Source organism: Mesorhizobium calcicola, assembly GCF_042682105.1.
Taxonomy (GTDB): domain Bacteria; phylum Pseudomonadota; class Alphaproteobacteria; order Rhizobiales; family Rhizobiaceae; genus Mesorhizobium; species Mesorhizobium calcicola.
Genome location: NZ_JBHUGY010000058.1, coordinates 1 through 25,107, shown reverse-complemented (window position 1 = coordinate 25,107; position 25,107 = coordinate 1). Strand labels below are relative to the sequence as shown.

Here is a 25,107-nt window from a genome sequence, read left to right as displayed (position 1 = left end):
GCCCAGGGATTCCGCTTGACAGTTTCATGAATATGAAAAAACCTTAGGCAATTTCAAAATTCTGACGGGCAGGTCGATGTCGACCATTGTTGCAACACAAGCGCCAGAGGCCCGGTCTTCATCGGGCTTCCGGGTTGCGATGTTGCTGCCGGGTGCGCTGGTGACGTTCCTGCTGATCCTGTTTGCCCTCGGCCTTGTGTTTTTTCTGGCCTTCCGCGGCAATGATGGTTCGCTGCTCGGCACCGGTTTCAGCCTGGCGAATTTCGCCACCGTGGTTTCCGATCCGTTGTACTGGACGGTGACGCTGCGCTCGCTGGTCATTGCCGCTCTGGTCACGCTGGCCACCGTCGTCACCGCCTATCCCGTCGCCTACTATCTTGCCTTCCATGCCGGCCGGCGGCGTGGCCTGCTACTGTTCCTGGTGACGCTGCCGTTCTGGACCAGCTATCTCCTGCGCGTCTTCGCCTGGAAGATCGTGCTGGCCTACAATGGCGTGCTGAACTCGGCACTGATCGAAAGCGGCATCTGGTCCGAGCCGACATTGGCCTTTCTCAACACGCCGGCCGCAGTCGTCGTCACGCTCGCCCACGCCTATGCGCCGTTCGCCATCCTGCCGATCTACGTGGCGCTGGACACCATCCCGAAGTCGCTGATCGAAGCCGCTTCAGATCTTGGCGCCAGACCCTTCACCTCTTTCCGCCGGGTCGTGCTGCCCAACTCGATGCCGGGCGTGCTGGCGGCCGCGCTTGTCGTTTTCGTGCCGACGGTCGGCGACTATGTCACGCCCGCGCTCGTCGGCGGCCCGGCCAGCACCATGATCGGTACGCTGATCCAGGCTGAGTTCGGCAAGGCCAATGACTGGCCGTTTGGCGCCGCCCTCTCCGTCGCCGTCATGCTGGTCATCCTGGCCGTGGTGCTGGTCGCACGTTTCACCGACCGCAGATTTGGCAGCCGCACATGAGCGCCATGCGCACGGGAGGGGGCCGCTGGCTTGGCGTCTACGTCATCGCCTATCTGGTGTTTCTCTATCTGCCGGTGCTGCTGATCCCGCTGTTTTCCTTCAACAACTCGATCCAGGCAGCGTTTCCGCTGCAGGGCTTCACCTTGCAATGGTACGCGACGCTGTACGGCAATTCGGCGCTGTCCGGGGCACTCTTGAACAGCCTCGTCATCGGCGCCATTGCCGCCACGGGCGCAACGCTGTGCGGCATCACCGTGTCCTACATGGACCTCTATGGCCGCTCGCCGCTGGCCGCCACCATCAGCGCCATCGCCCGGCTGCCGATCCTGATCCCGGGCGTCATCGTCGGCATATCGCTGCTGATCCTCGTCAACCTCATCGGCCTCGGGCCATCGCGCATTGCCATCGTTCTCGGCCACATATTGGTGGCGCTGCCGACGACAGTGGTGATCATGCGCAGCCGCTTCGCCGCCATCCCGAAAACCATTCGCGAGGCAGCACTCGATCTCGGCGCTTCCGACTGGACGACCTTCCGGCGGGTCATGCTGCCGCTCAGCCTGCCGGCCATCGTCTCGGCCTTCATGCTGGCCTTCCTGATCTCCTTCGACGAGTTCATCGTCGTCTTCTTCCTCGCCGGCACGGAGCCGACGCTGCCGCTCTACATCTGGAGCCAGCTGCGGTTCCCGAGATCGCTGCCAACCGTCATGGCGCTGGGCACGTCGATCCTGGCCGTCTCCTTCGTCATCGCTGCAATCGCCGAAACCCTGCGCCATCGCGGCCTGTCCGCAACGGCGCCACGACCCGCGGATCCGTCACAACCAAAACAAACCAAGAGAGGAGAACTGCAATGGCATTCGACCTGATATCTGGAAAGATGGCCCGGACCGGCCTGGCCGCCCTGGCATTGGCGCTGTCGTCGACCGTCGCTTTCGCGGGCGACAAGCTGCAATATTTCACCTGGTCGGGCTATGAACTGCCCGACTTCAACAAGAGCTTCCTTGCCGCACACCCCGACGGCGTCGAGGCCTCGATCTTCGGTGACGACGATGACGCCTTCACCAAGGTCAAGGCCGGCTTCCGCCCTGACATCGCGCATCCCTGCTATGACAAGGTGGCGCGCTGGAACAAGGAAGGCCTGCTGCAGCCGATCGACACCAAGCGTATCAAGAACTGGGATTCGATCTTCCCGGTGTTCAAGAACCTGCCCGACCTGCAGGCCGGCGACGGCAAGGTCTGGATGGTGCCATGGGACTGGGGCAACACCTCGATCCTCTACCGCACCGACCTGGTGAAGAATCCGGAAGCGAGCTGGAACCTTCTGTGGGACAAGCAGTACGCCGGGCGCATGGCGACCATCGACGCCGTGCACGACACGCCGATCGTTGCGGCGCTTCTGGCCGGCGTCAATCCGTTCGACATGACGCCCGAGCAAATGGACAAGGTGGCCGAGAAGCTGCGCGAGCAGCGTCCGCTGCTCTCCAACTACACCACCGACATGACCTCGGTCGAACAGGCGCTGGCAAGCGGCCAGCTGGTTGCCGCCATGACCTGGAACGCGTCGGCCACCTCGCTGAAGAAGCAAGGGGTGCCGGTCGAATTCATGAAGCCGAAGGAGGGCATGCTGACCTGGTCCTGCGGCTTCGTCATGCTGAAGGACGCCAAGAACGTCGATCTCGCCTATGATTTCATCAACAGCCGGCTGGACGCCGACTCGGGCAAATACCTGATCGAGTCCTATGGCTACGGCAGCTCGCTGAGCTCTGCCTTTGCCACCGTGCCGAAGGAGGAACTGGAGAAGCTGCAACTGCCGTCCGACCCGGAGGTGATGCTGAAGACCACCATCTTCACCGGACCGATGAAACAGAACGACGAGCTCGCCAAGATGTTCGAGAAAGTGAAGGCTGGCGGCTGAGCCTGGCTTTCAATCACGTTGGATACAACCAGTCGCGGAGGTCTGCGCCGCCCCTCATCCGCCTGCCGGCACCTTCTCCCCGTATAGTGACGGGGAGAAGGGAAGCACTCCAACGCCGGCGACCCCCTCTCCCCGTCTCTATACGGGGAGAGGGTAAGGGTGAGGGGCAGCGCTGACGTTTGGAAACGTGCAGCACACTGGCGACAATAAAGCGGCAAACGAGGACGAATGCATGGATATGCTGGACGAAGCGGCTGAAAAGCCGAAGGACGATGCCGATGTGCGGGTCGGCCGGCGCGTGCGGGCGCTGCGGCTGGAGCGCAAGCTGTCGCTGGCCGATCTCGCCGCCAGGGCCGGCGTGTCGATCGGGGCGCTCAGCCAGATCGAGCGCGGCATGTCCTCGCTGCGCGTCAAGGTGATCTGGCCGCTCGCCGCCGCCCTCGACATCGAACCGTCGGCGCTGATCGCCGACGGCAATGATGCCGTCAACGACCTCTATTGCGTGCGTGCCAACAGCCGCCGCGCGATTCCCGTGAAGTCCGAAGGCATCGCCAAGGCGCTGCTGTCACCGCCGGGCGCGACATTGACCGGCATGCTGGTGACGGTGGAAGCCGGCGGCGGCACCGCTGAGGCCTATGCCCATGCCGGCCATGAATTCGGCTACGTGCTGGCAGGCGAGGTCGAGCTGGTCGTGGATTCGACGAACTACGTGCTGAAGACCGGCGACAGTTTTGCGTTCAAGAGCACGCTTTTGCATGCGTTCCGCAATCCGGGCGCCGAGCGCTGCCAGATCCTGTGGGTCAACACCACGAAGCCGTCCGAGGTTCGCGATGGCGCCTGATCCTCTCGTCCGGCTGCAGGCGGTCTCGAAGCTCTTTCCCGGCGGCATCGTCGGGCTCGATGCCGTCGATCTCGATATCGTCGGCGGCGAGTTCCTCACCCTGCTCGGCCCATCCGGCTGCGGCAAGACCACCAGCCTGCGCGTCATCGCCGGCTTCGAAAGCCCGTCGAGCGGCAAGGTGCTGCTCGACGGCCGTGATATCACCGCACTCAGGCCCTTCGACCGGCCGGTCAACACCGTGTTTCAGGACTACGCGTTGTTTCCGCATATGAACGTTGCCGAGAATGTCGGCTTCGGCCTGTCCTTGCGAAAACTGTCCGGCGCCGAGCAGGCGAAACGCGTCGGCGAAGCCCTCGAGATGGTCGGCCTCGCCGACAAGCTCGGCGCCCGCGTCTCCGAACTGTCGGGCGGCCAGCGCCAGCGCGTCGCGCTCGCCCGTGCCATCGTCTGCGAGCCGCGCGTGCTGCTGCTCGACGAGCCGCTGTCGGCGCTCGACGCGCATCTGCGCGAACAGATGCAGGTCGAACTGAAGCGGCTGCAGTCGCGGCTCGGCACCACCTTCGTCATGGTCACCCACGACCAGACCGAAGCGCTGTCGATCTCGGACCGTATCGTCGTCATGAACAAGGGCCGCATCGAGCAGATCGCGCCGCCGGCGACCCTTTACGACCGGCCCGCCACCACATTCGTCGCCAGTTTCATCGGCACCATGAACTTGTTGCAGTCGCGTTTTATCGGACGCGACGGCGATCGCTTGCGGTTCGCCGCCGGTGCCTTGCCGCTGGAAGCGACCTCCGAAACCGGCGAGGCTCCCGCCGAGGGCACTATCCGCACCGTCGGCGTGCGGCCCGAGGATTTGCTGGCGACCACCGAAGCGGCAATCGGCACGGCGCCGGCGCGAGTCAGCAGCATCGTCTTCCACGGCCGCACCTTGCGCCTGCATGCCGAACTCGGGCAGGGCGCACCTGTTGTCATCGATGCGCCGCGCCAGGCCGAGGGTTTTCAGTTCAGCGTTGGCGACGTGGCGCATATCAGCCTGCGCCGCGGCGCCAACTGCCCTGTGCTGCCAAGCTGATCTCGACTTCATCTTCCTGAGAAGCCGGAGCACTGCCCGTGAGCAATCATCTCATCGGCCCAGGGCCTCGCTGCCACGGTCATTTGGCCCCTGAACATTAAGGGGGCAGAGATGTATGGTAGGCGGATCAAAGAGCGAGTGGGATGGCACGGAAGCCGTCTTCGTCGAGGCCAGGTTTTCCTCCCCAAGCTTCGTTCCGTTTGGCGGAAATACAACGGGAGATCGACCTGCACCCCATGCCTTGGATCAGACGGAATAATGCCTATGCGCTGTATATTTCTTATTGCCCTCTGGTTCGTTGCGCCAACCTTAGCGTTTGCTGATATGAATTTAACCAAGCCATCTGGTTGGATTGAGTACAAAGATGAGATAGCTCAACTGAGCTCTGGCTCAAAATCTTCAATTGCTCCTATTGGTGGGCGTTTCATTTTTCACGCGACGAAGACGAAGACCGAATGGTCGCGCTGCTCACTGATCAGCCGGCTGTCCGCGAAGCAATTGCGTACATGCGCCAACTGGAAGACCAACTAGGCCGTGAACTCATAAAATTGGGAATCGTTGAGGCTGATGGATAGTGGACAAGTCTTGGGTTGATGGGGTTCACTCTGGACCCTTGAAGAAATACGCCCCCAAAGGAAATCTCTCTCCTTTGCACATCAGTTTTCCCCCGCTTTCCTCAAAAGTTCGTAGAGTCCACCGGGCGAAGTCAATCGCGAGGCACAAGGCTTGAAAGGGATCGCCTCCAGCAATGCGGAGAGGTCTCTGAAAGTCGCCCATCAAGACGACACAACGCCACTGCATCTCGCGCTCTAGGAAGGGGCTCTGAACTTCCAGTATGAAGGGTATCGAAGGGCCATCGGCTGGGATGGCTTCGAGTTCCAGCGATAGGATCGGGGGTTGTTTACTCATGCAAACGGACTTAGCCGAAAAGCGCGATATTCGCTATTGAGCCTTCGCAACTTGGCGGCTTTCATATCACACCGGGGTATGATTCAACATCGGCATGAGCCGATACGATCTGACAGACTTCGAGTGGCGCGTGATCGAGCCGCTACTGCCCAACAAACCGCGAGGCGTACCGCGCGTTGATGACCGCCGCGTGCTGAACGGCATCTTCTGGGTGTTGCAGTCGGGAGCGCCGTGGCGCGACCTGCCCGAGCGCTATGGCCCGCGCACCACCTGCTACAACCGCTTCGTGCGATGGCGAAAGGCAGGTGTATGGGACCGGCTGATGGACGCCGTCACAGCCGCGCACGATAGCGACATCCAGATGATCGACAGCACCTCCGTTCGCGCCCACCAGCAGGCCGCGACAGGCAGACGCCGATACGCTGCTCGATCATCTCGGCCCGCGCACCATCGTTCTGGCCGACAAGGCCTACGATGCAGACCGCATCCGTGAACTGATCGAGGAGCAGGGTGCCACGCCCAACATCCCACCGAAGAGCAACCGGCGCTGGAAGCCGTGCTTCAGTAAGCGCATTGAGGCGAGCTGGACCATGGCGAGGAAGTTGGCGGCGAGCTTGTCGTAGCGGGTGGCGACGCGGCGGAAGTGCTTCAGCTCGAGAAGAAACGCTCGATCAGGTTGCGCTCGCGGTAGAGCCGCCTGTGGCTGCGAGCTTATGAGTCTACAGCCTAGCATTACAGTTGCATATTTATCTATGGTCTGAATCTATGGGTCTCCATGATTCGGAGGTCATGGATGACAGGTGCATCAATCGAAACTACGCTTGAGCTTTGGGCATCATCGCTGCGTGACGTGAAAGCGCGTATGCGCGGACTGTTTACGCAGGAGCGAGTTGCAGCATCTGCGAACCTTTTCCTGGACGGCTTGCTGGGTGACGAGCGGCGTAAGACAGGTTGGATGCGCGCTGAGGCGGCCGGTGATCCCGGCCCGTGGCGGCAACAAGCCATTCTGGGTCGCGGGCGTTGGGACGCGGACGCACTTCGCGACATCGTGCGAGAGTATGTTGTAGAAAACCTCGCCACAGATGATGCGGTCCTGGTCATCGATGAGACGGGCTTCCTCAAGCAGGGCAAGACATCGTGCGGTGTTGCGCGTCAATATACAGGTTCTGCAGGCAAGATAACGAACTGCCAGATCGGTGTGTTCGCCGCCTATGTGTCCGCTCGCGGTCATGCCTTTGTCGATCGGGCCCTGTACTTGCCCAAAAGCTGGACCGGAGATCCGGTAAGGCTTGCAGCAACCCATGTTCCTGAGGCTATAGCCTTCGCTACCAAGCCAGGCTTGGCTGTCGATATGATACGGCGTGCGCTGGCAGCCGATGTGCCGTTTTCATGGGTGGCCGCAGATGCGGTGTATGGCGTCGGGGACGTCGAAGGAACCCTGCGGCGAGCCTGCAAAGGCTACGTTCTTGGGGTCAAGTCGGACCACCATTTCGGCTCTTGGTCGGGGAAGCCTCCGGTCGCCGGCACAGCTCAGGAGATCGCCCGTGATCTCGATCCAAGTGCATGGCAGCGTCTTTCCGCCGGTGAGGGCACCAAAGGCGCGCGGCTTCATGACTGGGCCTACTGCGAACTCGCCGATCTCGATGCCGACGAATATAACGAGACGAAATCGGGGCTTTGGACCCGTGGCCTCCTGATCCGGCGCAATATCAGCGACGGCGATCTCGCATTCTTCACCACATGGTGCCCGGCCGGGACGGGCATCCAGACGCTCGTTTCCGTGGAAGGCCATCGCTGGGCGATCGAAGACAGCTTCGAGACCGCCAAGAACGAGCTCGGACTCGATCACAACGAAACCCGGTCATGGCATGGCTGGCATCGCCACGCCTCCCTCGTCATGCTCGCCTTCGCCATGATGGCGGTGATCCGATACCGCGCCAATGACGCGACGCCCCAAAAAAGACCGCGGATGCCGACCATCAGGATTTGATCCGCTGGTCTATCCAGGAAGTCCGGCGCATCGCCATCAGACTCGCCCAGCGTCGCATAAACCCCGCCTACGTCATCGCATGGTCATGCTGGAGGCGCGCCCATCAGGCGGCCGCTCGACGAGCTCACCTAAAATCTAGAATGCAACTGTAATGCTAGGCTATCGTCTCATTTCAGTCGAATCCGGTGACTTCGAAACTGGGAACACCACCATTCTCGCCACCGAGAACGGATACATGCCGTGGTGGCAAACAAAAAGTGATAATTTTAAGCCGATCGATCAGTTTGTGCGAAGCACGATGTCACGAGCGGATCTCGATACTGAATCCGTTGAGGTCATTGGGCTTTATTTGGATAATCGAGAATATGAAATGGCTTTCGAGGGTCTGTTTTTAGAGCTAATCAAGTCTGGAAAAAAGATCAAACTAAACACCAGTGAATGCACGGGTATGGCACGGCAGCTAAAACTCGATAAAGAAACGGTATTTGACTACCAGTTCTGGCCAAAGTTTGAGGCGTACCTTCGCGATATGGCCAAATGACGTATCTCGATTGAACCGCACGTGACGTTGCTTCGCGGCAGGCTGGGGTCGTCGAGCCGACCTCCTGGACGGTGCGGGGTTTCTCGTTGATCCGCAGCCACCAGGGTGAATACGAATGCCCGGCCAGTTGGCAATTGACCGGCCATGATGATGCCGTGGCCACGATGTAAAGACCTCAAATCGTCTTCACCTATTCTCCACCATCGTCCTGACACGGATTGTCAGCTATCGACCGGTCCGACAGTGGCAGGCCAGCAAGCTGTTCCCTACTTGCAGTGCGTCAGAACAGGAGGAACACAAATGACCATCGCGGAAATTGCCAAGGATTTCACCGAGCTCCTCAAGCAGGGCGATCACAACGCCGCGGCCGAAAAATACAATGCCGACGACATCGCGAGCTACGAAGCGATGGAGGGGCCAATGGCCGTCAGCCATGGCAAGGCGGCTCTCAAGGAAAAGAGCCAGTGGTGGCAAGAGAACAACGAAGTCCATGGCGGCTTGGTCGAAGGCCCCTATGTCAACGGCGACCAGTTCGCGCTGCGCTTCAAATTTGACATAACGCCCAAGGCTACGGGCGAGCGCGTAACCATGGACGAAGTTGGCTTGTACACGGTCAAGAACGGCAAGATCACCGAAGAGCGCTTCTACTATTGATGCCCGAAGTACTACCGGCTTCCGGGAGCCTGCTCTCTTCGCTGGTTTGAAAATCAGCATGGCGGCCGGGACGATGCCCTGGCCGCCATGCGGGAGGCTCAAATCGTCTTCACGTACTCGGCAAGCTGATCCGCCACCGTGCCCCAGCCATCGAAGAAGCCCATCTCTTCATGGCTCTTGCGGGTGGCTTCGTCGCGGTGGATCGCGGTGGCGGTGTAGCGCGTCGCTTTGCCGTCCGGCTGGAAGGAAATGACCGCGGTGATGAACGGCTCCCCTGAGGGCCGATAGCCCGGCAGCAGCGCATCCGTCCACACCAGCCGCTCGTTCGGCACGATCTCGAGATAGCAGCAATGGCGGTCGTTGACTTGCCTGCCGTCGGGCGACTGCATGCGTGTCCGGAACAGCCCGCCGGGGCGCAGATCGATCTCGCAGTCGGTGACCAGCCATGGCTTTGGCGTGAACCATTGCTTGACATGCTCCGGCATCGTCCAGGCTTTCCACAACAATTCGCGCGGCGCATCGACGACACGCTCCAGCACGAGGTCCAGTCTGGGATCCGGCTTGAAGGGATAGCTCATTTTTCTTGCTCCTTCAGGGTCATGACATAGGCGTCGAACTGGTCGAGGCGGCGCTCCCACAATGTGCGCTGTTCGGTCAGCCAGTTTTCGGCGAGCTTCAGCGGCTCGGGCGCCAGTTGATAGGTCCTGACCCGGCCGGTCTTTTGCGAGCGCACCAGTCCGCAGCCTTCCAGAACCCTGAGATGCTCGATGAAGGAGGGCAGGGCCATGTCGAAGGGCTGCGCAAGTTCGCCGACCGAGGCGGGGCTGCGGTTCAGCCGCTCGACCACGCGTCTCCGCGTCGGGTCGGACAGGGCACGAAAGATGCCGTCGATTGGTGGCGGTGTTTGCGTCGCGGATTGCAGACTTGTCATGGCGATGACCGCTCGACACGATAGGTGAGCACCACCGCGCCGTTGGCGAAGGAGCGTGTGTCGACCAGCCTGAGGTTCGTCGTGTCCTCGGTCCTGTCGAAAAGCTGCGCGCCGCTGCCGAGTATGACCGGGAACACCATCAGCCGGTATTCGTCGACAAGGTCGTGCTGCTTGAGCGCATTGACCAGCGTGCGGCTGCCGCCAACGACGATATCGCCTTTCAGATCCTGCTTGAGTTTGCGGATCGCAGCCATCGGTTCGCCTTGAAGGACCGTCGTGTTGTTCCAGGCTGGGGTCTTCACCGTCGTCGACACCACATATTTCGGCATGCTGTTCATCCGGTCCGCAAAGGCGCCTTTGTAGGTCGGCCAGGCGCCGGCGAAGCTTTCATAGGTGACCCGGCCGATCAGCAGCGCTTCGTGGTCCAGTACCTCTTGGAATTTGTACTCGATCTGTCCGGCCTCGTGCCGCTTGCCGACCCAGTCGGTGTGCCGGTAGCCCGGCTCGCCTCCCGGCGCTTCCATCACGCCATCGATGGAGATGAATTCCGATACAACGATCCTGGCCATGGTCATTCCTTTCCGGCTTTGACCAATACTTAGGAAAATTCCTTAGTGATGGCAACAGCCAAAATTCGAAGGATGCCAACCAAGGGTGCTGGCAAAGCGGGAAGGGCGGTTCTAGGCTGCGAGCGGATTCGACTGTCAGTTTGGGGACGTGCGTTTTGACGATCACGATGTATGGCATCACCACCTGCGACACGATCAAGAAGGCGCGCGTCTGGCTTGAAGGTCATGATGTGCCCTACCGTTTTCACGACTACAGGGCGGAAGGGCTGGAGGCGAAGCGGCTGGATGGCTGGGTCGGCAAGGTCGGCTGGGAAATCCTGCTCAACAAGGCGAGCACGACGTTCCGCGAACTGGAGGACAAGGACAAGCAGGGCCTCAATGAGAAGAAAGCCAAGGCGCTGATGCTGGCCAAGCCGACGATGATCAAGCGACCGGTGCTGGAACTGGGCGACCGCATCCTCGTCGGCTTCAAGCCGGATGTCTATCAGGTGGCTGTGGGCGGTTTTAAGTAGGAATAGCGGGACGGAGAAGCTGCCAATCTCCCTCCTTGCGGGGGAGATGGCCGGCAGGCCAGAGGGGGTGGGAAGGATCGCCACCCTTTGACTGTTCCAACGCGAACCTGTCTGAGGACTTGGCTGCGGTTGGTTGACAGGTCGGCGGGACAGCACCCCCCTCTGCCCTACCGGGCATCTCCCCCGCAAGGAGGGAGATTAGTCGCCGACGTTGCCCCCTCAACCCGCGCGCAAATACCCCGCCAGCGCCACCGCATTGTTGTGGGCCTCGTCATGCGCGCCGTAGAGCAGCGTGACCTTCCCCGCATCGAGCATGGCCCGCAACTGGCGAACCACCTCGCCATTCCCATCCAGTTCAGCACGATACCGCTTCTGGAACTCTTCCCACCGCTCCGGCTCATGCCCGAACCATCCGCGCAAGCCATCGCTCGGCGCGACGTCCTTCAGCCACAGCGCCAGCGCCGCGTGCTCTCTGCTGACGCCGCGTGGCCAGATCCGGTCGACCAGGACCCGCTGCCCATCGTCGGGCGCGGGCTGCTCGTAGATCCGCTTGACCACAAGGTCGAACCCCACCGGACCCTCCGCAAGTGCCCCCTCAGGCCCACTCGCCCTGGCGCATCACCGGCACGCGGGCGCCATCCTTGTGGACGCCGTCTATGTCGACCTTGTCGGAGCCGATCATCCAGTCGATGTGGATGAAACTCTTGTTGCCGCCGCGTGCGGCGATCTCGTCCTGGCTGAGCGAGGCGCCGCCGACGAAGCACTTCGAGTAGCACTGGCCGAGCGCGATGTGGCAGGCGGCGTTCTCGTCGAACAGCGTGTTGAAGAACAGCAGGCCGCTGGCCGCGATCGGCGAGGAATGCGGCACCAGCGCCACCTCGCCGAGGCGGCGCGCGCCCTCGTCGGTGTCGAGCACCTTCTTCAGCACATCCTCGCCCTTCGATGCCTTTGCCTCGACGATGCGGCCCTCCTCGAAACGCACCGAGATCTCGTCGATCAGCGTGCCCTGGTAGGACAGCGGCTTGGTCGAGGAGACATGGCCCTCGACGCGCCTTGCATGCGGTGTGGTGAAGACTTCCTCGGTCGGGATATTCGGATTGCAGGTGATGCCGTTCTTGGCGGTCGAGGCACCACCCATCCATTCATGGCTGTCCGCCAGCCCGACGGTCAGGTCGGTGCCTGGCCCGGTGAAATGCAGCGCATGGAAATTGTGGCCGTTGAGCCATTCGGTGCGGCCGCGAAGTGCCGCATTGTGCGCCACCCAGTTGCCGATCGGGTCTTCCACATCCACCCGCGACGCCGCGAAGATGGCGTCGGCGAGCTTGGCCACGGCGACGTCGTCGGCATCGCCAGGGAAGACCTGCCTGGCCCAGGCAAGGTCAGGGTAGGCGACGATGTTCCAGTTGATGTCGAAGCCGGTGATCTTCTCCAGCGCCGGCTGGTAGGCCATCGAATTGGCCTTGTTGGCGCGCGCCACTTTCGCCGGATCCTGCGCCGACAACAGCGACGGATCCTCGCCGCGCACGGCAAGCCGCGCCGCATTGTTGGCGAAGGCCTTCGCCATGCCTTCATAGAGCCAGCCCGCCGCACGGTCGAAACCGGCATCGGCGCCGAAGCGGTAGCGCGCCAGCGTCATTTCGTCGTCGTTGAAGATCGGCGTCACCAGTCCGGCACCGGCCTTGTAGGCATGCTCGACGATCCGCCTGGTCAACGGCAGCGCCGCGATCGATGACGTCACCACCAGGTCCTGGCCGGGTTGCAACTGCAGCCCGACCTTGATGGCGACTTCCGCCAGCCTGTCGAGCTTCACCGGGTCGATCGATGCGGAAACGCCGCGCGAATGTGTGGTCATGATCCTGCCTGCCGTAGTTTGATGTCTCACTCTACATAGACCGGTACCACGGTCCTTTCCACCGCGATCCCACCGGAGGGCGCGGTGGCGGCATTCGTCGACCCGAACTGTGCCATCGTCGCCCCGATCTCTTCCTTGATCCAGACCTTGAAATCCCGGACCTTGCGGCTTTCGGCCTTGGCGGAGGATGTCACCAGCCAATAGCCGAGCCCGCTCTGGGCGCGGATTCCGAATGGCGCCACGAGCCGGCCGTCGGCCAGCGCATCGGCGGTGAGCAATTGCCAGCCGAGCATCACACCGTGGCCGGCAATCGCCGATTCCAGGCACAGCATAGGATCGGTAAAGCGCGCGCCCTTCAGGAAGGTGACGGGTGGAACGCCGGCTGCCTCGAACCAGCTCTCCCATTTGATCATCGCCCGCTCGTCGGTGATCGCGCAGGTCCGAGCAAGGTCCTCGATCGACTTCAGCTTCTTGGCGATTGCCGGGGCACAGACCGGGAAGACTTCCTGCGCCAAAAGCAGTTCGGCCCGCCCGCCCGGCCATTTGCCGTCGCCGAGCCGGATGGCGATGTCGATGTCGGAGTGATCGAGATCGGCCAGCCGCACCGAAGCGTCGATGCGCAGCAGCACGTTGGGATGCCGGGCGAAATGACGCGACAATCGCGGCAGCAGCCATTTCGAGGCAAAGGCCGGCGCCACCGAAACCACCAATGTGCATTGCGTCGCCTCGTCGGCCAGCGCCACGGCGTGAGCAAGTTCACGAAACCCGACGCCCAGGCGAGCCGCGAAGACGGCGCCGAATTCGGTCAGCACGAGACCGCTCGCCGTCCGCTCGAACAGCGCCTGGCCGAGCTGCTTCTCGGTGCGGCTGATCTGCTGGCTGACGGCACTGACGGAAACGTTGAGTTCAGCCGCCGCCGCCGCGAGCGACCCGAGACGAGCGACGGTTTCGACGGCGCGAAGGCCGTTGAGATGGACGCGGTTGAGCATGGCCATTTGAGTTTTTCTAAACCGATCCGGCTGAAATCTCAATTGAAAGACACATCGAAACGGCGGACTTTGTCGGAGGAGACCGACCCGTGGAGCCGAAAATGCTGAGGATGTTGTCATCGCTGAAGGTCTTTTTCGCGACGGATACGCCCCATAAGTCGCGCCGCGACAGCGAGACGCAAAGATGGTTGACCGATCCGCTTTCGCATCCGGTGCTCAACACCATGTCGGAGCGCGAATTGGGTGACGTGCCGTTCAGGCTGACGGCACGGCGGACGGCGCACGAGACCGCTTCAGTGCATGCCGGTTTCGGTGGACGCTGCTGAGCGGACATCACACGTTCCGGCTTAAGCAAAAGTCGAGGCGAGCGCCGCGTGCTGCGACCGCTGGCCCAACGGATGGCGGATTGTTTCAGCGATCCCTGCACTTATTGTGCGCTGCAATGATATCAGCCACCTCAACAGCGCTGCGTTTCGCCATCGCCGGCATGATCGCCATGGCTGTTGCCATGGGCATCGGCCGCTTCGTCTACACGCCGATCCTGCCCGGCATGATGGAGGAACTCCATCTTTCGCCGGCCGATGCCGGGTGGATCGCCTCCGCCAATTATCTTGGCTACCTCGTCGGCGCGCTTGCCGCCGCCGGCGGTTGGGCGCATGGGCGCGAGCGCCTGCTGATGCTGGCCGGCCTCGGCGCCAGCACGGTCCTGGCAGCCCTGATGGGGCTGTCCGACACCATGGTCGCCTTTCTCGTCATCCGCTTTCTTGCCGGTCTCGCCAGCGCCTTCGTCATGGTGTTCATGGCCAGCATCGTTTTCAGCCATATAAACGCAGCCGGCCGCAGCGACCTGCAGGCGTGGCATTTTGGCGGCGTTGGCCTTGGCATCGCCATATCGGCGGCGATGATGGCGGTGCTGGTCACCGAGCATGCCGGCTGGGCGGCGGGCTGGCTATGGTCGGCCGCCATTTCGGCTTGCGGTTTCGTCGTCGTGGCGCTGTTGGCGAACGAGGGGCCACTCGCCGATGGCGACGCCGCCCGTGAGCCGGCGCTGCCGAAGGACTGGTCGCTGGTGAAGATCATCGTCGCCTACGGCCTGTTCGGTTTTGGCTATGTGGTGACGGCGACGTTCCTGGTTGCCATCGTCCGGCAAGCCGGCGGAAGTCGCGTCTTCGAGGCCACGGTGTGGATGGTCGCCGGCCTTGCCGGCTTTCCCTCGACCTGGCTCTGGCAGAAGATCGCCGGATGGATCGGGCTCCATGCCGCCTATGCGCTGGCATGCTTCGTCGAAGTCGTAGGCGTCACCGCCAGCGTGGCCGTCGGCGGATACACCGGGCCGCTGCTTGGCGGCGTGTTGCTCGGCGGCACTTTCATTGCCATCACGGCACTTGGCCTGCAGGCCGCGCGGCAACAGGCGCCACCGGCGCCTAGGCGTATCTTTGCCCTGATGACGGCCTCTTTCGGCCTGGGCCAGATCATCGGCCCGATCGCCGCCGGGTTGCTGGCGCAGGCGTCGGGCAATTTCTTCCTTGCCTCGCTCACCGCCGCCTCCATGCTGGTCATCTCCGGCGCCACCATATGGTCGGCTGCGCCAAAATCGCCATGATTATGGTCTTGCTCGGTGCCGGGCTTCGGGCACGGGCATTTTCTTTCCAGCTAATGTGTGACTTTATGCCCGCTGATATCAGCTGATTTGCGCATCGACGAGGAATTCGCCACAGTGTTTGTATCTTTTTTCCCGCAGCCGAAGCTGTTCTTTTCTTCGGTAGTCGTCTGGGTCCTTGCGGCGATTTTGTTCTGGTTTTTTGGTGGAGAACAACTTGGCGCTGTATTTGGATTGCCTCCCACAGCTGAAGGCGTTGACAAGATCATTGGCGTATCACTCTTTTGGTCTAAGCCATTTCTCTGGTTTTACTTATATTTTGCCGCTGTTGTCCTTATTTTCTACGGCTTTTGGGCCTGGTATCGACCTCATCCGTGGCGTAATTGGTCTATCCTTGGCACTTCACTGATCCTCTTTGTCATCTACTATCAGGTGCAGGTAAACGTCGCTTTCAACGACTGGTACGGTCCCTTCTACGATCTCATTCAGAAGGCTTTGGGCACACCGTTTTCCACGACGCCATGGGACTTCTATAGCCAGTTGCTGACAATTATGTGGATTGCGCTTCTGGCGGTTACGGTTGGGGCCCTCAATCGCTTTTTCGTAAGCCACTGGATATTTCGTTGGCGCACCGCGATGAACGAATACTATATGAATAATTGGGAAAGATTGAGAAACATCGAGGGTGCGTCACAGCGTGTTCAAGAAGACACGATGCGCTTCTCAAGCACGATGGAGGATTTGGGCGTAAGCTTGGTCGGGTCTGTCATGACCCTGATTGCATTCCTTCCTGTGCTGCTGCATCTCTCTCAAAACGTCACGGAGCTGCCGATTGTCGGCACGGTGCCTTACTCCCTGGTCGTTGTGGCAATCCTTTGGTCACTCTTCGGGACCACTTTCCTGGCGTTGGTAGGAATCAAGCTGCCGGGGCTCGAATTCCGCACTCAGCGTGTCGAGGCGGCTTACCGCAAAGAACTGGTCTATGGCGAAGATGATTTAGGCCGCGCACAGCCACCAACTGTTGCCGAGCTGTTTCGAAATGTAAGGAGAAACTATTTTCTTAAATATTTTCACTATTTATATTTCAATGTCGCCAGAATATTCTACCTTCAGATTGACAATATATTTCCATACATCGTCCTTGTTCCCACAATGGTCGCAGGAAAGATCAAGCTCGGAGCTCTGAATCAGATTCTCAATTCCTTTGATCAGGTCCGCTCTTCGTTTCAGTATCTGGTCAATTCCTGGCCGACCATTGTCGAACTGATTTCGATCTACAAGCGTCTGCGTGCTTTCGAGGCGACGATCCATGGCGAGCCGCTTCCTGAAATTGACCGCCGCTTCATGGATCGCCAAGCACAAGAACCCGACCCGGCCTGACTATGGGAAATAGCGGCGTGGGCGGCTCAGCCGCCCACGACTGCCTGCTTTTCGCCGGCACGCTGCCGCGAAACATAATCGCGAAAGCTGACGCATTCGACATCGGCCCTGACGCAGACCTCGCCGGCAAAGCGCTCCAGCGCGTTCCAGTAGGCGCCGTCATTCATCAGCGTGAAGTGGAAGCCGAGTTCCAGCGGAATGCGCTTGCCCTGATATTGCGCATCGAACGCGGCGCGAAAGGCATCGTAGGTCCGGTTGGCGAATTCGTCCGCCATGCTTGGCCGCTCGAAGCCGCCGGAATGTCTGACATAGAGATTGTAGTCCATGGCGATCACCGGCCTTGATTTCGGTCCTTCCGGGATCTGCGGCAGTGAAAAGTGCATGATGCCGTGGCTTGCCGCCGGCCAGGCAGGGCCCTGCGAGACGCCGCTGGCGTCGAATTGATAGCCGGCCGCCGGCAACGCGTCGTAGAGCCCCTTGCTTGTCGACAGGTATGGCGCACGGAAGCCGACCACCGCATGCCGCGCGAAATCGCGCCAGCCCTTGGGCTCGGGCGCGATGCCATTGATCGCATAGGCGTTCTCGAAAATGTGCTCGAACGAGCCGAACTCGCTCAGCCAGTCGGCCTTGCTCCAGTCCTTGCCGTCGAAGTGGCCGCAGCCATGGCTGGCGATGTCGTGACCTTCCGAGGCGGCAAGTCCGATCTGCTCGAGCCGCTCGGTCACTTCCTGCTTGGAGGCGGCAAAGCCGATGTTGGATTTGCCTGATGTCTTGCCGGGTGCCGTGTATTCCTCGCGTGTCTCGGGTGACAGCAGGAACACACACGAAAGAAAGTAGGTGAAATGCGCGCCGGTGCGCTGCGCCAGCGCGCGGCTGCGCTTCCACTGCGAAATGTCACGGGCGCTGTCGAACGAGATGATGACGACCTGCCTGGGCTTCGTCGGCGCCGGTGGCGCGGGCGGATCGGCCAAGGCTCCGCTGGCTGTGGCCAGCGAGACGAGGGAAAACGCAGCAACGCGAAACGGAAGGTACATCGGCAATCTGATCTTAACTCGGAGGATGTCTCGAAGCCGGCTATCGCGCAAATGTGGCGTGGGTGCGATTGGCCTTTTCGCCCGTCCGCCCTGGCAATAGGCGATTTTCCGGTCGAACCCCTTCCATGCCGACAAAATTTCGCTAAAACGCGGGCTGACAACGGCCCGAGAGGGCAGGAATGGTTTGATTGATGTCCGACGACAGTTTTATCCGTGAAGTCAACGACGAGATGCGCCGCGAACAGGCGCAGAAGCTGTGGGACCGTTTCGGTCCCGCCTTGCTCGTCATTGCGATCCTCGTGGTGCTCGGCACCGCCGCCGTCGTCGGCTATCGCTATTGGGACGAGACGCGCGCCAACCGCTCGGGCGATGCATTCTCGCAGGCGCTGAAGCTCGCCAATGACGGCAAGAACGACGAAGCGCTGACCGCGCTCGATCAGTTGGAGAAGGATGGCTACGGCGCCTATCCGCTGCTCGCCCGCATGCGCGCCGCCACCGTCAAGGCCAGCAAGGGCGACGTCGCCGCCGCCGTCAAGGATTTCGACGATGTCGCCGCCGACACGGCCATTCCCTCGGGCATTCGCGACATGGCACGCCTCCGGGCAGCACTCCTGCTTGTCGACCATGGCTCCTTCGCCGACGTCTCCAGCCGCGTCGAGGCGCTCACATCGGACACCAACACGCTGCGCCACACGGCGCGCGAGGCGCTCGGCCTGTCCGCCTGGAAGGAAGGCAAGACCCAGGACGCGCTGAAGCTGTTCGACCAGATCGCCGCCGATGACGGCGCCCCGCGCAACACCCGTGAGCGGGCAACCTTGATGTCCGAGCTGATCCGCGGGTCGGGCAGTGCGTCGTGACCTTCAAAGTCGCCATCATCGGCAGACCTAACGTCGGCAAATCGACCCTTTTCAATCGACTGGTGGGAAGGAAGCTGGCGCTTGTCGACGACACGCCGGGCGTCACACGCGACCGTCGCGTCCATGCGGCCAAGCTTTACGACCTGCATTTCGATGTCATCGACACCGCCGGCTTCGAGGATGCCGCCGCCTCGACCTTGCCCGGTCGCATGCGCGCGCAGACCGAGATCGCCATCCGCGAGGCCGACATGATCTTCTTCACGGTCGATGCCAAGTCCGGCCTGATGCCGGACGACAAGACGTTCGCCGAGATCGTGCGCAAGTCCGGCAAGCCGGTCGTTCTCGTCGCCAACAAGGCCGAGGCGAAGGGCGCCCAGGGCGGCATGCTCGAGGCCTGGGAGCTTGGCCTTGGCGAGCCGATCCCGGTTTCGGCCGAACACGGCCAGGGCATGCCCGACCTGCGCGACGCGGTGATCGGCGCGCTCGGCGAGGCACGCGCCTTCGGCGAAGAAGAGGATGGTGTCGGTGACGAGATCGCCGCCGGCGAGGTGCTGATCGGCGAGGATATCACCGATCCGGACGCCGAGCCTTCATACGACGACACCAAGCCGATGCGCATCGCCGTCGTCGGTCGCCCAAATGCCGGCAAGTCGACGCTGATCAACGCGCTGATCGGCGAGGAACGGCTGTTGACTGGGCCGGAAGCCGGCATCACCCGTGATTCCATCTCGGTCGACTGGGACTGGCATGGCCGCCGCCTGAAACTGTTCGACACGGCCGGCATGCGCCGCAAGGCCAGGATCCATGAAAAGCTGGAAGTGATGTCGGTGCAGGATGGCTTGCGCGCCATCCGCTTCGCCGAGATCGTCATCATCGTGCTCGACGCCACCATTCCGTTCGAGAAGCAGGATCTGCAGATCGCCGACCTGATCATCCGCGAGGGGCGGGCGCCGGTGATCGCCTTCAACAAATGGGATTTGATCGACCATCCCCAGGAGCTTCTGGCGGAGTTGCGCGAGAAGACCGAGCGGCTGCTGCCGCAGGTGCGCGGCATCCAGGCGGTGCCTGTGTCGGCCGAAACCGGGCGTGGCCTCGACAAGCTGATGGATGCGGTGCTGAGGACCCACAAGGTCTGGAACAGCCGCGTCTCGACCGGCAAGCTCAACCGTTGGCTGGAAAGCATTCTGGCGCATCACCCGCCGCCTGCCGTCGCCGGCCGCCGGCTGAAGGTCAAATATGTCACCCAGGCCAAGACGCGGCCGCCGGGCTTTGTCGTCCAGTGCTCGCGGCCGGAGGCGATGCCGCAATCCTATGTCCGCTACCTCTCCAACAGCCTGCGTGAAGCCTTCGACATTCCCGGCGTGCCGATCCGCATTGCGCTGCGCACCTCGGACAACCCGTTCGCCGGACGGGCAAAGAAACGCGGCTGAGCGTCGAAGCTCTTCAGATCACGCCACGCTGCGCAAGCCGTTGTCGTTAGCCCGGCTATTTTCGGGCAGCGCCTGTCGCGCTGCGTCCAGCAGGATGTCGGCGAGGCGGGCCGCTACCGGTTCGGGGTCGGCGTCCTTGCGATGCAGGAACAACGCCATTTTGGGCAGTGCCGGCAGCCCGGCGATCTCCGGTGCCATCGCGCTGACGCTGGCCGGCAGTCCGATGTCGGTGCGGATCGTCAGCCCCAGCCCCGCCGCGACGGCTGCCCAGATGCCGCCAAGGCTCGGGCTGGAAAAGGCCATCCGCCAGGACAGGCCGGCGCGGTCGAGCGTTTCGGTTGCCACCGTACGCAAAAGGCATGGCGCTTCGAGCGCCACCAGCGGCAGTGGCTCACTGTGGCGTAGGCTGGTCTCGATGCGCTTTGCCGGGCCGATCCAGCGCATCTGCACGTCGGCGACGTGCTCGCTGTAAGGCAGCGTCTCGCCGCTGTGCCAGGCGAGCGCGATGTCGAGGTTGCCTGACATGACCCTTTCGGCAAGTTCGTAACTGCGCGCGATCCTGGCTTCGATCTTGACCTTGGGATGGGCGCGGGCAAAGCGGCCGAGCACGTCGGGCAGCACGGCCTCGCCGAAATCCTCTTGCAGCCCAAGCCGTACCCAGCCTTCCAACTCGACGTCATGGATCGCGGATGCCGCCTCGTCGTTGAGCTCGATCAGCCGCCGCGCGTAGCCGAGCATGGTCTCGCCGGCTTCGGTCAAGGCGAGGCCGCGTCCCGACTTGCGGAAGATCGGCGTCGCCGCTTGTTCCTCCAGTTTCTTCAACTGCGCACTGACCGCCGACGTCGACCGGCCAAGCCGGTCGGCAGCCTTGGCGAAGCTGCCCAGCTCCATGCCGGTGACGAAACTGCGCAGAACGTCGAGGTCGAATGTCACGCGTCGCATGAAGATAATCCTGATTTTCAGGACAATTAGTCAAAAACTTCCCGATATTCAGCATGAACCTATGGCGATAGAGACAGGCCGTCAAGGTCCGGATGCAGTCGGACCGTCAAGGGAAATTAAGCCATGTCGCTCGTCGTTACGGATTTGCAATGCAGCCAGGGCAGGCCTCGGCAGCAGGCGGGTGGAGCCGCCGCTGGTGCCGCGACAGTCCGCTCCAATCATCGCTGGAAGGTGCTGGGCATCGGTGTTGCCGCCAATGCCAGTTTTTCGGCAACCTTCTCCGGCATCCCGGCGACAGCGGTTTTCTTGCGCTCGGGCTACCATCTCGGCAACGGCCAGCTCGGGCTGGTTCTCGGCCTTCTCGGCCTGGGTGTGGCGCTGAGCGAACTGCCATGGGGATTGCTCACCGACCGCTGGGGCGATCGCCGCGTGCTGCTCACCGGCCTCGGCGCGACCGCGGCATGGCTGCTCCTCATGGCATTCCTGGTCGTGCCGTCACCGGCACACATCCCCGGGGTTGCGCTTCTGGCCGCCGTGCTGCTCGTCACCGGCCTGCTCGGCGGCAGCGTCAACGGCTCGAGCGGCCGCGCCATCATGGCCTGGTTTCGTGAAGGCGAGCGTGGCTTCGCCATGAGCATCAGGCAGACCGCGGTGCCGCTCGGCGGCGGGCTCGGCTCCCTTGCCCTGCCGTCGCTCGCCTCGACGCATGGCTTTGCAATGGTCTACGGCCTGCTGGCCGTATTCTCCGCCGTCACGGCGCTTTTCGCGTGGCGCTGGTTGCGCCAGCCGCCAATTGGCGAAGACGCGACGTCCGCCAGCGACGCCATGGTGCCGGCCCGCCCGACACCGCTGCGCAATCCGGACGTCTGGCGCATCGCAATGGCCATCGGCCTGCTCTGCGTCCCGCAAGTGGCGGTACTCACCTTCGCCTCTGTCTTCCTGCATGATTTCGGCGGCATGGGGACGGCAGTGATCAGCGCCAGCCTGGCAGCCGTGCAGGTCGGCGCCATGGTCATGCGCGTCTGGAGCGGCCGCTTCACCGACCGTCACGGCAATCGTCGCTCGTTCCTGCGCCTTTTCAGCATGCTGAGCGCGGGCGCTTTCGCCACCCTCACGCTGCTTGTGTTTGTCGTGGCCACCATTCCCGGCTGGCAGCCGGTGCTCGCGACAACGATCGTTGCCACCCTGATCGTCGCCGGCATCTGTGTTTCGGCATGGCACGGCGTTGCCTACACCGAACTCGCCACGCTTGCCGGCGCCAGCAACGCCGGGACGGCGCTCGGTCTCGCCAACAGCTTCGTCTTTGTCGCCTTCTTCCTGGTGCCGGTCGCCATCCCTGGGCTTCTGGTTGTCGGATCATGGTCCGGCGTCTGGCTGTCGGCCGCCATCTGCGCGTTGATCGCCTGGCCGATCTTCCTGCGGCCAACGCCAACCGGATCGGCGTGATGCAAGGTCAGGCCGGGGCAACCAGGGGCAACTTCCCCAAGGACGGCGCTTGCCGGGACATCGGGAACCGTCGTTTGGCCCAGTCGATGGAGGGTTTCTCCACCGTCCGATGGAGTATGATCGAAAAGCCGAGGCTCAATATCGCTGCTGAAATTGCAGCCACCATCAGACTGTGGTGTCGGTGAATCTCAAAGACGAATGCCAGGTTATAAATGATGATTTGATGCACCATGTAGAACGCGAAGCTGATCTCGCCACAGAAAGTCAGAAAACGCCACGACAGAATGCGTGTCACGATGCCGGACTGATGTGCAAAGACATAGACCATGGCCGTGAACAGGGGATACATCCCATATTCGCGAAATGCGCTGGACGCCATGATCGACGCATGGCTGCTGAAAAATTGCGTGATCTCGGCATGCGCGCTCGCATAAAGCGCCAGGCAGGCTATTGCGGCGATCTGACATGACGCGACCCAGCCATCAGGGATGCGCCGACGTCGGAACAGTTGACAGACGGCTACTCCGGCCAGGAATTCCATCATGCGCAGAGGCGGAAAGAGCTGAACGAAGGATGCGTCCGTGACGTAGAAATCCTGCCATGGCCAGTTGGAAGGAGGCGGAAATACCGGTCCCGGCAAAACGCTCATGAAAGCCAGCAGACCGAGAACGGCGAGTGTCCAGCCGCAAATCACGAGCATGATCTGGTTTGGCCGCAGGATCAGAATGAACGGCAGCAGAAGATAGAAGAACAACTCCACCGATATCGACCATGAGACGCCATTGTATGCGTAAGCCGTGCCGTAAGTCGGAATCCAGGAACTCAGCAGCGTTGTCGTCAGATATGCGGTGAGCAGACGTGTCGGCACGGGAAGCGTCATCACGGCAAAGAAGCAGCACAGCATGTGAACAGGCCAGAGCCGGAAAAATCTCTGGACGATGAAGTTTCTTACCGAGCGCCAATCATGGAAGCGTCCGGTGAAACTGTACGACAGCACGAAGCCCGACAGGACGAAGAAAAACGAGACGGCGCAGCCGAGATCCACACCGCCGATGGATCGAGACGCGTCGATTCCAAATTCCCGCAAATGATGGACGAATATCGACAGGGCCGCGAAGGCCCGCAGCGCCGTCAGATTGTGGAGCTGGGGGCGTCCGGGTGCCGCCGTCGAATTCACGTCATTGGCGGTTGGGATCTCCACGACCGTTGCCTCGTCGTCCGGCTCTGCTCAGCCGCTGTTTCGAAACCGTCCCATGTGACGGCCGGAAGATGGATATCCGGTTAAGCTCGGCCCAACGCAGGGATGGCCCCGCGGCTTGGCGCGCATGACCGTCATCCTTCTCGCCGCAAAACCGCCCGACTTCGGAACCACGACCTTGAGCCGACTGAGAAAACCCGATCGAACCCGTTAACGTCCCATCAAGGTTAATGCATCATTTTGCTCTCCAGTGGGGTCAGTCGCGTTCCTGGAGAGAGTTCAGTGCATCGACGTGTGTTGAAACGGCTTGTTGCCGCCGCCGGTGAGAAGAAACGTGGCTTTCTGTCTCCGTTCGTCATCGGGCTTGGCATCTGGATCGGCTTTCCGACCGTCGCCGCCTACCAGGACATGACGAGCCTTGTCTCCGGCCTCGAAGCATCGAACACCCGCTGGAATTCCTATGTCGAGAAGTCCGTCGCCGGCTCGACCCATGCGGCCGAGATGCCGTTCGTCGATTCCGATGTCACCGGCTCTATCTCCGGATCGGGTGTCCATCTGGCAGGCGTCGGCAACGTGTCGTTTCGTGGCAAGGGCGGCAAGGTCAGCGGCACGCCCGACGAGGATCGCGTCGTGCGCGCCGACAAGAAGGGGCGCATCGTCCAGATGTCTCCCGTCGCGCCGCCGAAGAATTTCAATGCCGGCTCGATCTTCGAGCGCACCTCCTCCTTGCTGCGGCCCAGCATGGACAGCGGCCTGAAGATGGCCTTCGCCAAACCGCAGATCAAAGGCAAGGAGATCCAGATCGCCGCGGCATTCCATGCGCGCGAGGACAAGAAGCCGGATCCAGGAGTGCCGGCGATGCTTGCCGCGCTGGTCAACAACGACCATCCCGACGTGCTGGCGACCGCTTATGCGCAGGCCGAGCCCGACTATGCCAAGGCTTCACCCTTCGAAGCTCTGCTTCAGGACGAGCAGCCCAATGACGGCCGCTTCATTCCGCCGATGGCCAAGGGCGACCACTCGTGGATCCAGAACCCGCTTCCCGCAAGTGTCTTCTCCAAGAAGGAGCAGGCATGCCTTGCCAACGGCATCTATTTCGAGGCGATGAGCGAATCCGTGCGCGGTCAGGCCGCCGTCGCCCAGGTCATCCTCAATCGCGTCCGCAACCCGGCCTATCCGAATTCGATCTGCGGCGTCGTCTACCAGAACGACAGCTGGTTCAACCGTTGCCAGTTCTCCTTCGCTTGCGACGGCAGGAGGAAGCGCATCGACAGTCCAGCCGCCTACAAGACCGCGCAGGATATCGCCATGGCCGTCACCGCCGGCAAGATCTTCATCCCGGAAGTCGGATCGTCGACCCATTACTACGCCCAATATGTCCATCCCGGCTGGGCGCGCACGATGCACAAGATGACCAAGATCGGCCTGCATATCTTCTACCGCACCTATGGCGGCGGCTGGAGCTGAGCGCTGGACGATCGCTG

At 61.8% G+C, this 25,107-nt stretch carries 25 protein-coding genes and 2 pseudogenes; 17 read left to right on the top strand and 10 right to left on the bottom strand.

Going from position 1 to position 25,107, the window contains the following annotated elements; translation table 11 throughout:
- The first annotated feature begins 76 nt into the window (after positions 1–76).
- The 6 genes and pseudogenes from ACFSQT_RS31715 to ACFSQT_RS31690 form a co-directional block, all read left to right on the top strand.
- A complete protein-coding gene (locus ACFSQT_RS31715; RefSeq protein ID WP_379025528.1) occupies positions 77–961 on the top strand; it encodes an ABC transporter permease in 885 nt (294 codons plus the stop codon).
- Positions 958–1,824, top strand: coding sequence for an ABC transporter permease (locus ACFSQT_RS31710; protein ID WP_379025526.1), 867 nt, complete (start codon positions 958–960; stop codon positions 1,822–1,824). The genes ACFSQT_RS31715 and ACFSQT_RS31710 overlap by 4 nt, the downstream gene beginning before the upstream one ends.
- On the top strand, positions 1,809–2,873 hold the full coding sequence (locus ACFSQT_RS31705; protein ID WP_379025524.1) for an ABC transporter substrate-binding protein: 1,065 nt from the start codon (positions 1,809–1,811) through the stop codon (positions 2,871–2,873). Before ACFSQT_RS31710 ends, ACFSQT_RS31705 begins: the two co-directional genes overlap by 16 nt.
- Positions 2,874–3,105: 232 nt before the next feature.
- Positions 3,106–3,714, top strand: a complete 609-nt coding sequence (locus ACFSQT_RS31700) for a cupin domain-containing protein (protein WP_379025522.1) — start codon at positions 3,106–3,108, stop codon at positions 3,712–3,714.
- On the top strand, positions 3,704–4,789 hold the full coding sequence (locus ACFSQT_RS31695; RefSeq protein ID WP_379025520.1) for an ABC transporter ATP-binding protein: 1,086 nt from the start codon (positions 3,704–3,706) through the stop codon (positions 4,787–4,789). Before ACFSQT_RS31700 ends, ACFSQT_RS31695 begins: the two co-directional genes overlap by 11 nt.
- Before the next feature lie 1,003 nt (positions 4,790–5,792).
- Positions 5,793–6,267 (top strand): annotated as a pseudogene (locus ACFSQT_RS31690) (IS5 family transposase); the annotation flags it as partial.
- On the opposite strand, the pseudogene ACFSQT_RS31685 reads toward ACFSQT_RS31690, so the two are convergent.
- A pseudogene (locus ACFSQT_RS31685) lies at positions 6,264–6,391 on the bottom strand (transposase); the annotation flags it as partial. The pseudogenes ACFSQT_RS31690 and ACFSQT_RS31685 overlap by 4 nt on opposite strands.
- Positions 6,392–6,473: 82 nt before the next feature.
- Between ACFSQT_RS31685 and ACFSQT_RS31680 the strand changes: the two are divergent.
- From ACFSQT_RS31680 to ACFSQT_RS31670, 3 genes are all read left to right on the top strand, one after another.
- Entirely contained in the window at positions 6,474–7,688 is a 1,215-nt protein-coding gene (locus ACFSQT_RS31680; protein WP_379019609.1) for an IS701 family transposase, read from the top strand.
- Between the two features lie 151 nt (positions 7,689–7,839).
- Positions 7,840–8,229 carry a hypothetical protein gene (locus ACFSQT_RS31675; protein ID WP_379025518.1) on the top strand — a complete coding sequence of 130 codons (390 nt, stop codon included), beginning with the start codon at positions 7,840–7,842 and terminating at the stop codon, positions 8,227–8,229.
- Positions 8,230–8,529: 300 nt separating this feature from the next.
- Entirely contained in the window at positions 8,530–8,883 is a 354-nt protein-coding gene (locus tag ACFSQT_RS31670) for a SnoaL-like domain-containing protein (RefSeq protein ID WP_379025516.1), read from the top strand.
- Between the two features lie 98 nt (positions 8,884–8,981).
- On the opposite strand, the gene ACFSQT_RS31665 is transcribed toward ACFSQT_RS31670, so the two are convergent.
- Genes ACFSQT_RS31665 through ACFSQT_RS31655 form a run of 3 tightly spaced genes read right to left on the bottom strand, consistent with a single transcriptional unit; the run spans position 8,982 to position 10,383 of the window.
- Positions 8,982–9,461: an SRPBCC family protein gene (locus tag ACFSQT_RS31665; protein WP_379025514.1), complete on the bottom strand. Its 480-nt coding sequence runs from the start codon at positions 9,459–9,461 to the stop codon at positions 8,982–8,984.
- Positions 9,458–9,814, bottom strand: a complete 357-nt coding sequence (locus ACFSQT_RS31660; RefSeq protein ID WP_379025512.1) for an ArsR/SmtB family transcription factor — start codon at positions 9,812–9,814, stop codon at positions 9,458–9,460. The genes ACFSQT_RS31665 and ACFSQT_RS31660 overlap by 4 nt, the downstream gene beginning before the upstream one ends.
- Positions 9,811–10,383, bottom strand: coding sequence for a dihydrofolate reductase family protein (locus ACFSQT_RS31655; protein ID WP_379025510.1), 573 nt, complete (start codon positions 10,381–10,383; stop codon positions 9,811–9,813). Before ACFSQT_RS31655 ends, ACFSQT_RS31660 begins: the two co-directional genes overlap by 4 nt.
- A 155-nt stretch (positions 10,384–10,538) precedes the next feature.
- On the opposite strand from ACFSQT_RS31655, the gene ACFSQT_RS31650 reads away from it, so the two are divergent.
- Positions 10,539–10,895 carry an ArsC family reductase gene (locus tag ACFSQT_RS31650; protein ID WP_379025508.1) on the top strand — a complete coding sequence of 119 codons (357 nt, stop codon included), beginning with the start codon at positions 10,539–10,541 and terminating at the stop codon, positions 10,893–10,895.
- A 219-nt stretch (positions 10,896–11,114) separates the two neighbouring features.
- Here the strand turns inward: ACFSQT_RS31650 and ACFSQT_RS31645 are convergent, their stop codons facing one another.
- From ACFSQT_RS31645 to ACFSQT_RS31635, 3 genes are read right to left on the bottom strand one after another with little or no spacing between them, the layout of a single operon-like run.
- The gene (locus tag ACFSQT_RS31645) at positions 11,115–11,468 is read right to left on the bottom strand and encodes a DUF488 domain-containing protein (RefSeq protein ID WP_379025506.1); all 354 of its coding nucleotides are present in this window, start codon (positions 11,466–11,468) and stop codon (positions 11,115–11,117) included.
- 22 nt (positions 11,469–11,490) lie between these two features.
- A complete protein-coding gene (locus ACFSQT_RS31640; RefSeq protein WP_379025504.1) occupies positions 11,491–12,747 on the bottom strand; it encodes an aminopeptidase in 1,257 nt (418 codons plus the stop codon).
- 26 nt (positions 12,748–12,773) lie between these two features.
- Positions 12,774–13,742 carry a LysR substrate-binding domain-containing protein gene (locus ACFSQT_RS31635; protein WP_379025502.1) on the bottom strand — a complete coding sequence of 323 codons (969 nt, stop codon included), beginning with the start codon at positions 13,740–13,742 and terminating at the stop codon, positions 12,774–12,776.
- A 95-nt stretch (positions 13,743–13,837) separates the two neighbouring features.
- Between ACFSQT_RS31635 and ACFSQT_RS31630 the strand changes: the two genes are divergently transcribed.
- The 3 genes from ACFSQT_RS31630 (at position 13,838) to sbmA (ending at position 16,716) form a co-directional block, all read left to right on the top strand.
- Positions 13,838–14,062, top strand: a complete 225-nt coding sequence (locus tag ACFSQT_RS31630) for a hypothetical protein (protein WP_379025500.1) — start codon at positions 13,838–13,840, stop codon at positions 14,060–14,062.
- A 116-nt stretch (positions 14,063–14,178) separates the two neighbouring features.
- The gene (locus ACFSQT_RS31625; protein WP_379025498.1) at positions 14,179–15,339 is read left to right on the top strand and encodes a YbfB/YjiJ family MFS transporter; all 1,161 of its coding nucleotides are present in this window, start codon (positions 14,179–14,181) and stop codon (positions 15,337–15,339) included.
- 114 nt (positions 15,340–15,453) lie between these two features.
- Entirely contained in the window at positions 15,454–16,716 is a 1,263-nt protein-coding gene (gene sbmA, locus ACFSQT_RS31620; RefSeq protein WP_379025608.1) for a peptide antibiotic transporter SbmA, read from the top strand.
- Positions 16,717–16,742: 26 nt separating this feature from the next.
- Here sbmA and ACFSQT_RS31615 read toward each other — a convergent pair whose 3' ends face one another.
- On the bottom strand, positions 16,743–17,750 hold the full coding sequence (locus ACFSQT_RS31615) for a polysaccharide deacetylase family protein (RefSeq protein ID WP_379025496.1): 1,008 nt from the start codon (positions 17,748–17,750) through the stop codon (positions 16,743–16,745).
- A 191-nt stretch (positions 17,751–17,941) separates the two neighbouring features.
- Between ACFSQT_RS31615 and ACFSQT_RS31610 the strand changes: the two genes are divergently transcribed.
- Both ACFSQT_RS31610 and der read left to right on the top strand, forming a co-directional pair.
- Positions 17,942–18,607, top strand: coding sequence for a tetratricopeptide repeat protein (locus ACFSQT_RS31610; protein ID WP_379025494.1), 666 nt, complete (start codon positions 17,942–17,944; stop codon positions 18,605–18,607).
- Complete coding sequence (gene der, locus ACFSQT_RS31605) at positions 18,604–20,037, top strand: ribosome biogenesis GTPase Der (RefSeq protein ID WP_379025492.1); 1,434 nt, start codon at positions 18,604–18,606, stop codon at positions 20,035–20,037. Before ACFSQT_RS31610 ends, der begins: the two co-directional genes overlap by 4 nt.
- An 18-nt stretch (positions 20,038–20,055) precedes the next feature.
- On the opposite strand, the gene ACFSQT_RS31600 is transcribed toward der, so the two are convergent.
- The gene (locus ACFSQT_RS31600) at positions 20,056–20,979 is read right to left on the bottom strand and encodes a LysR substrate-binding domain-containing protein (RefSeq protein ID WP_379025490.1); all 924 of its coding nucleotides are present in this window, start codon (positions 20,977–20,979) and stop codon (positions 20,056–20,058) included.
- Positions 20,980–21,102: 123 nt separating this feature from the next.
- Between ACFSQT_RS31600 and ACFSQT_RS31595 the strand changes: the two genes are divergently transcribed.
- On the top strand, positions 21,103–22,425 hold the full coding sequence (locus tag ACFSQT_RS31595) for an MFS transporter (protein ID WP_379025488.1): 1,323 nt from the start codon (positions 21,103–21,105) through the stop codon (positions 22,423–22,425).
- Between the two features lie 7 nt (positions 22,426–22,432).
- Here ACFSQT_RS31595 and ACFSQT_RS31590 read toward each other — a convergent pair whose 3' ends face one another.
- The gene (locus ACFSQT_RS31590; RefSeq protein WP_379020035.1) at positions 22,433–23,626 is read right to left on the bottom strand and encodes an acyltransferase family protein; all 1,194 of its coding nucleotides are present in this window, start codon (positions 23,624–23,626) and stop codon (positions 22,433–22,435) included.
- 279 nt (positions 23,627–23,905) lie between these two features.
- On the opposite strand from ACFSQT_RS31590, the gene ACFSQT_RS31585 reads away from it, so the two are divergent.
- The gene (locus ACFSQT_RS31585; RefSeq protein WP_379020033.1) at positions 23,906–25,090 is read left to right on the top strand and encodes a cell wall hydrolase; all 1,185 of its coding nucleotides are present in this window, start codon (positions 23,906–23,908) and stop codon (positions 25,088–25,090) included.
- The last annotated feature ends 17 nt before the right edge of the window (positions 25,091–25,107 follow it).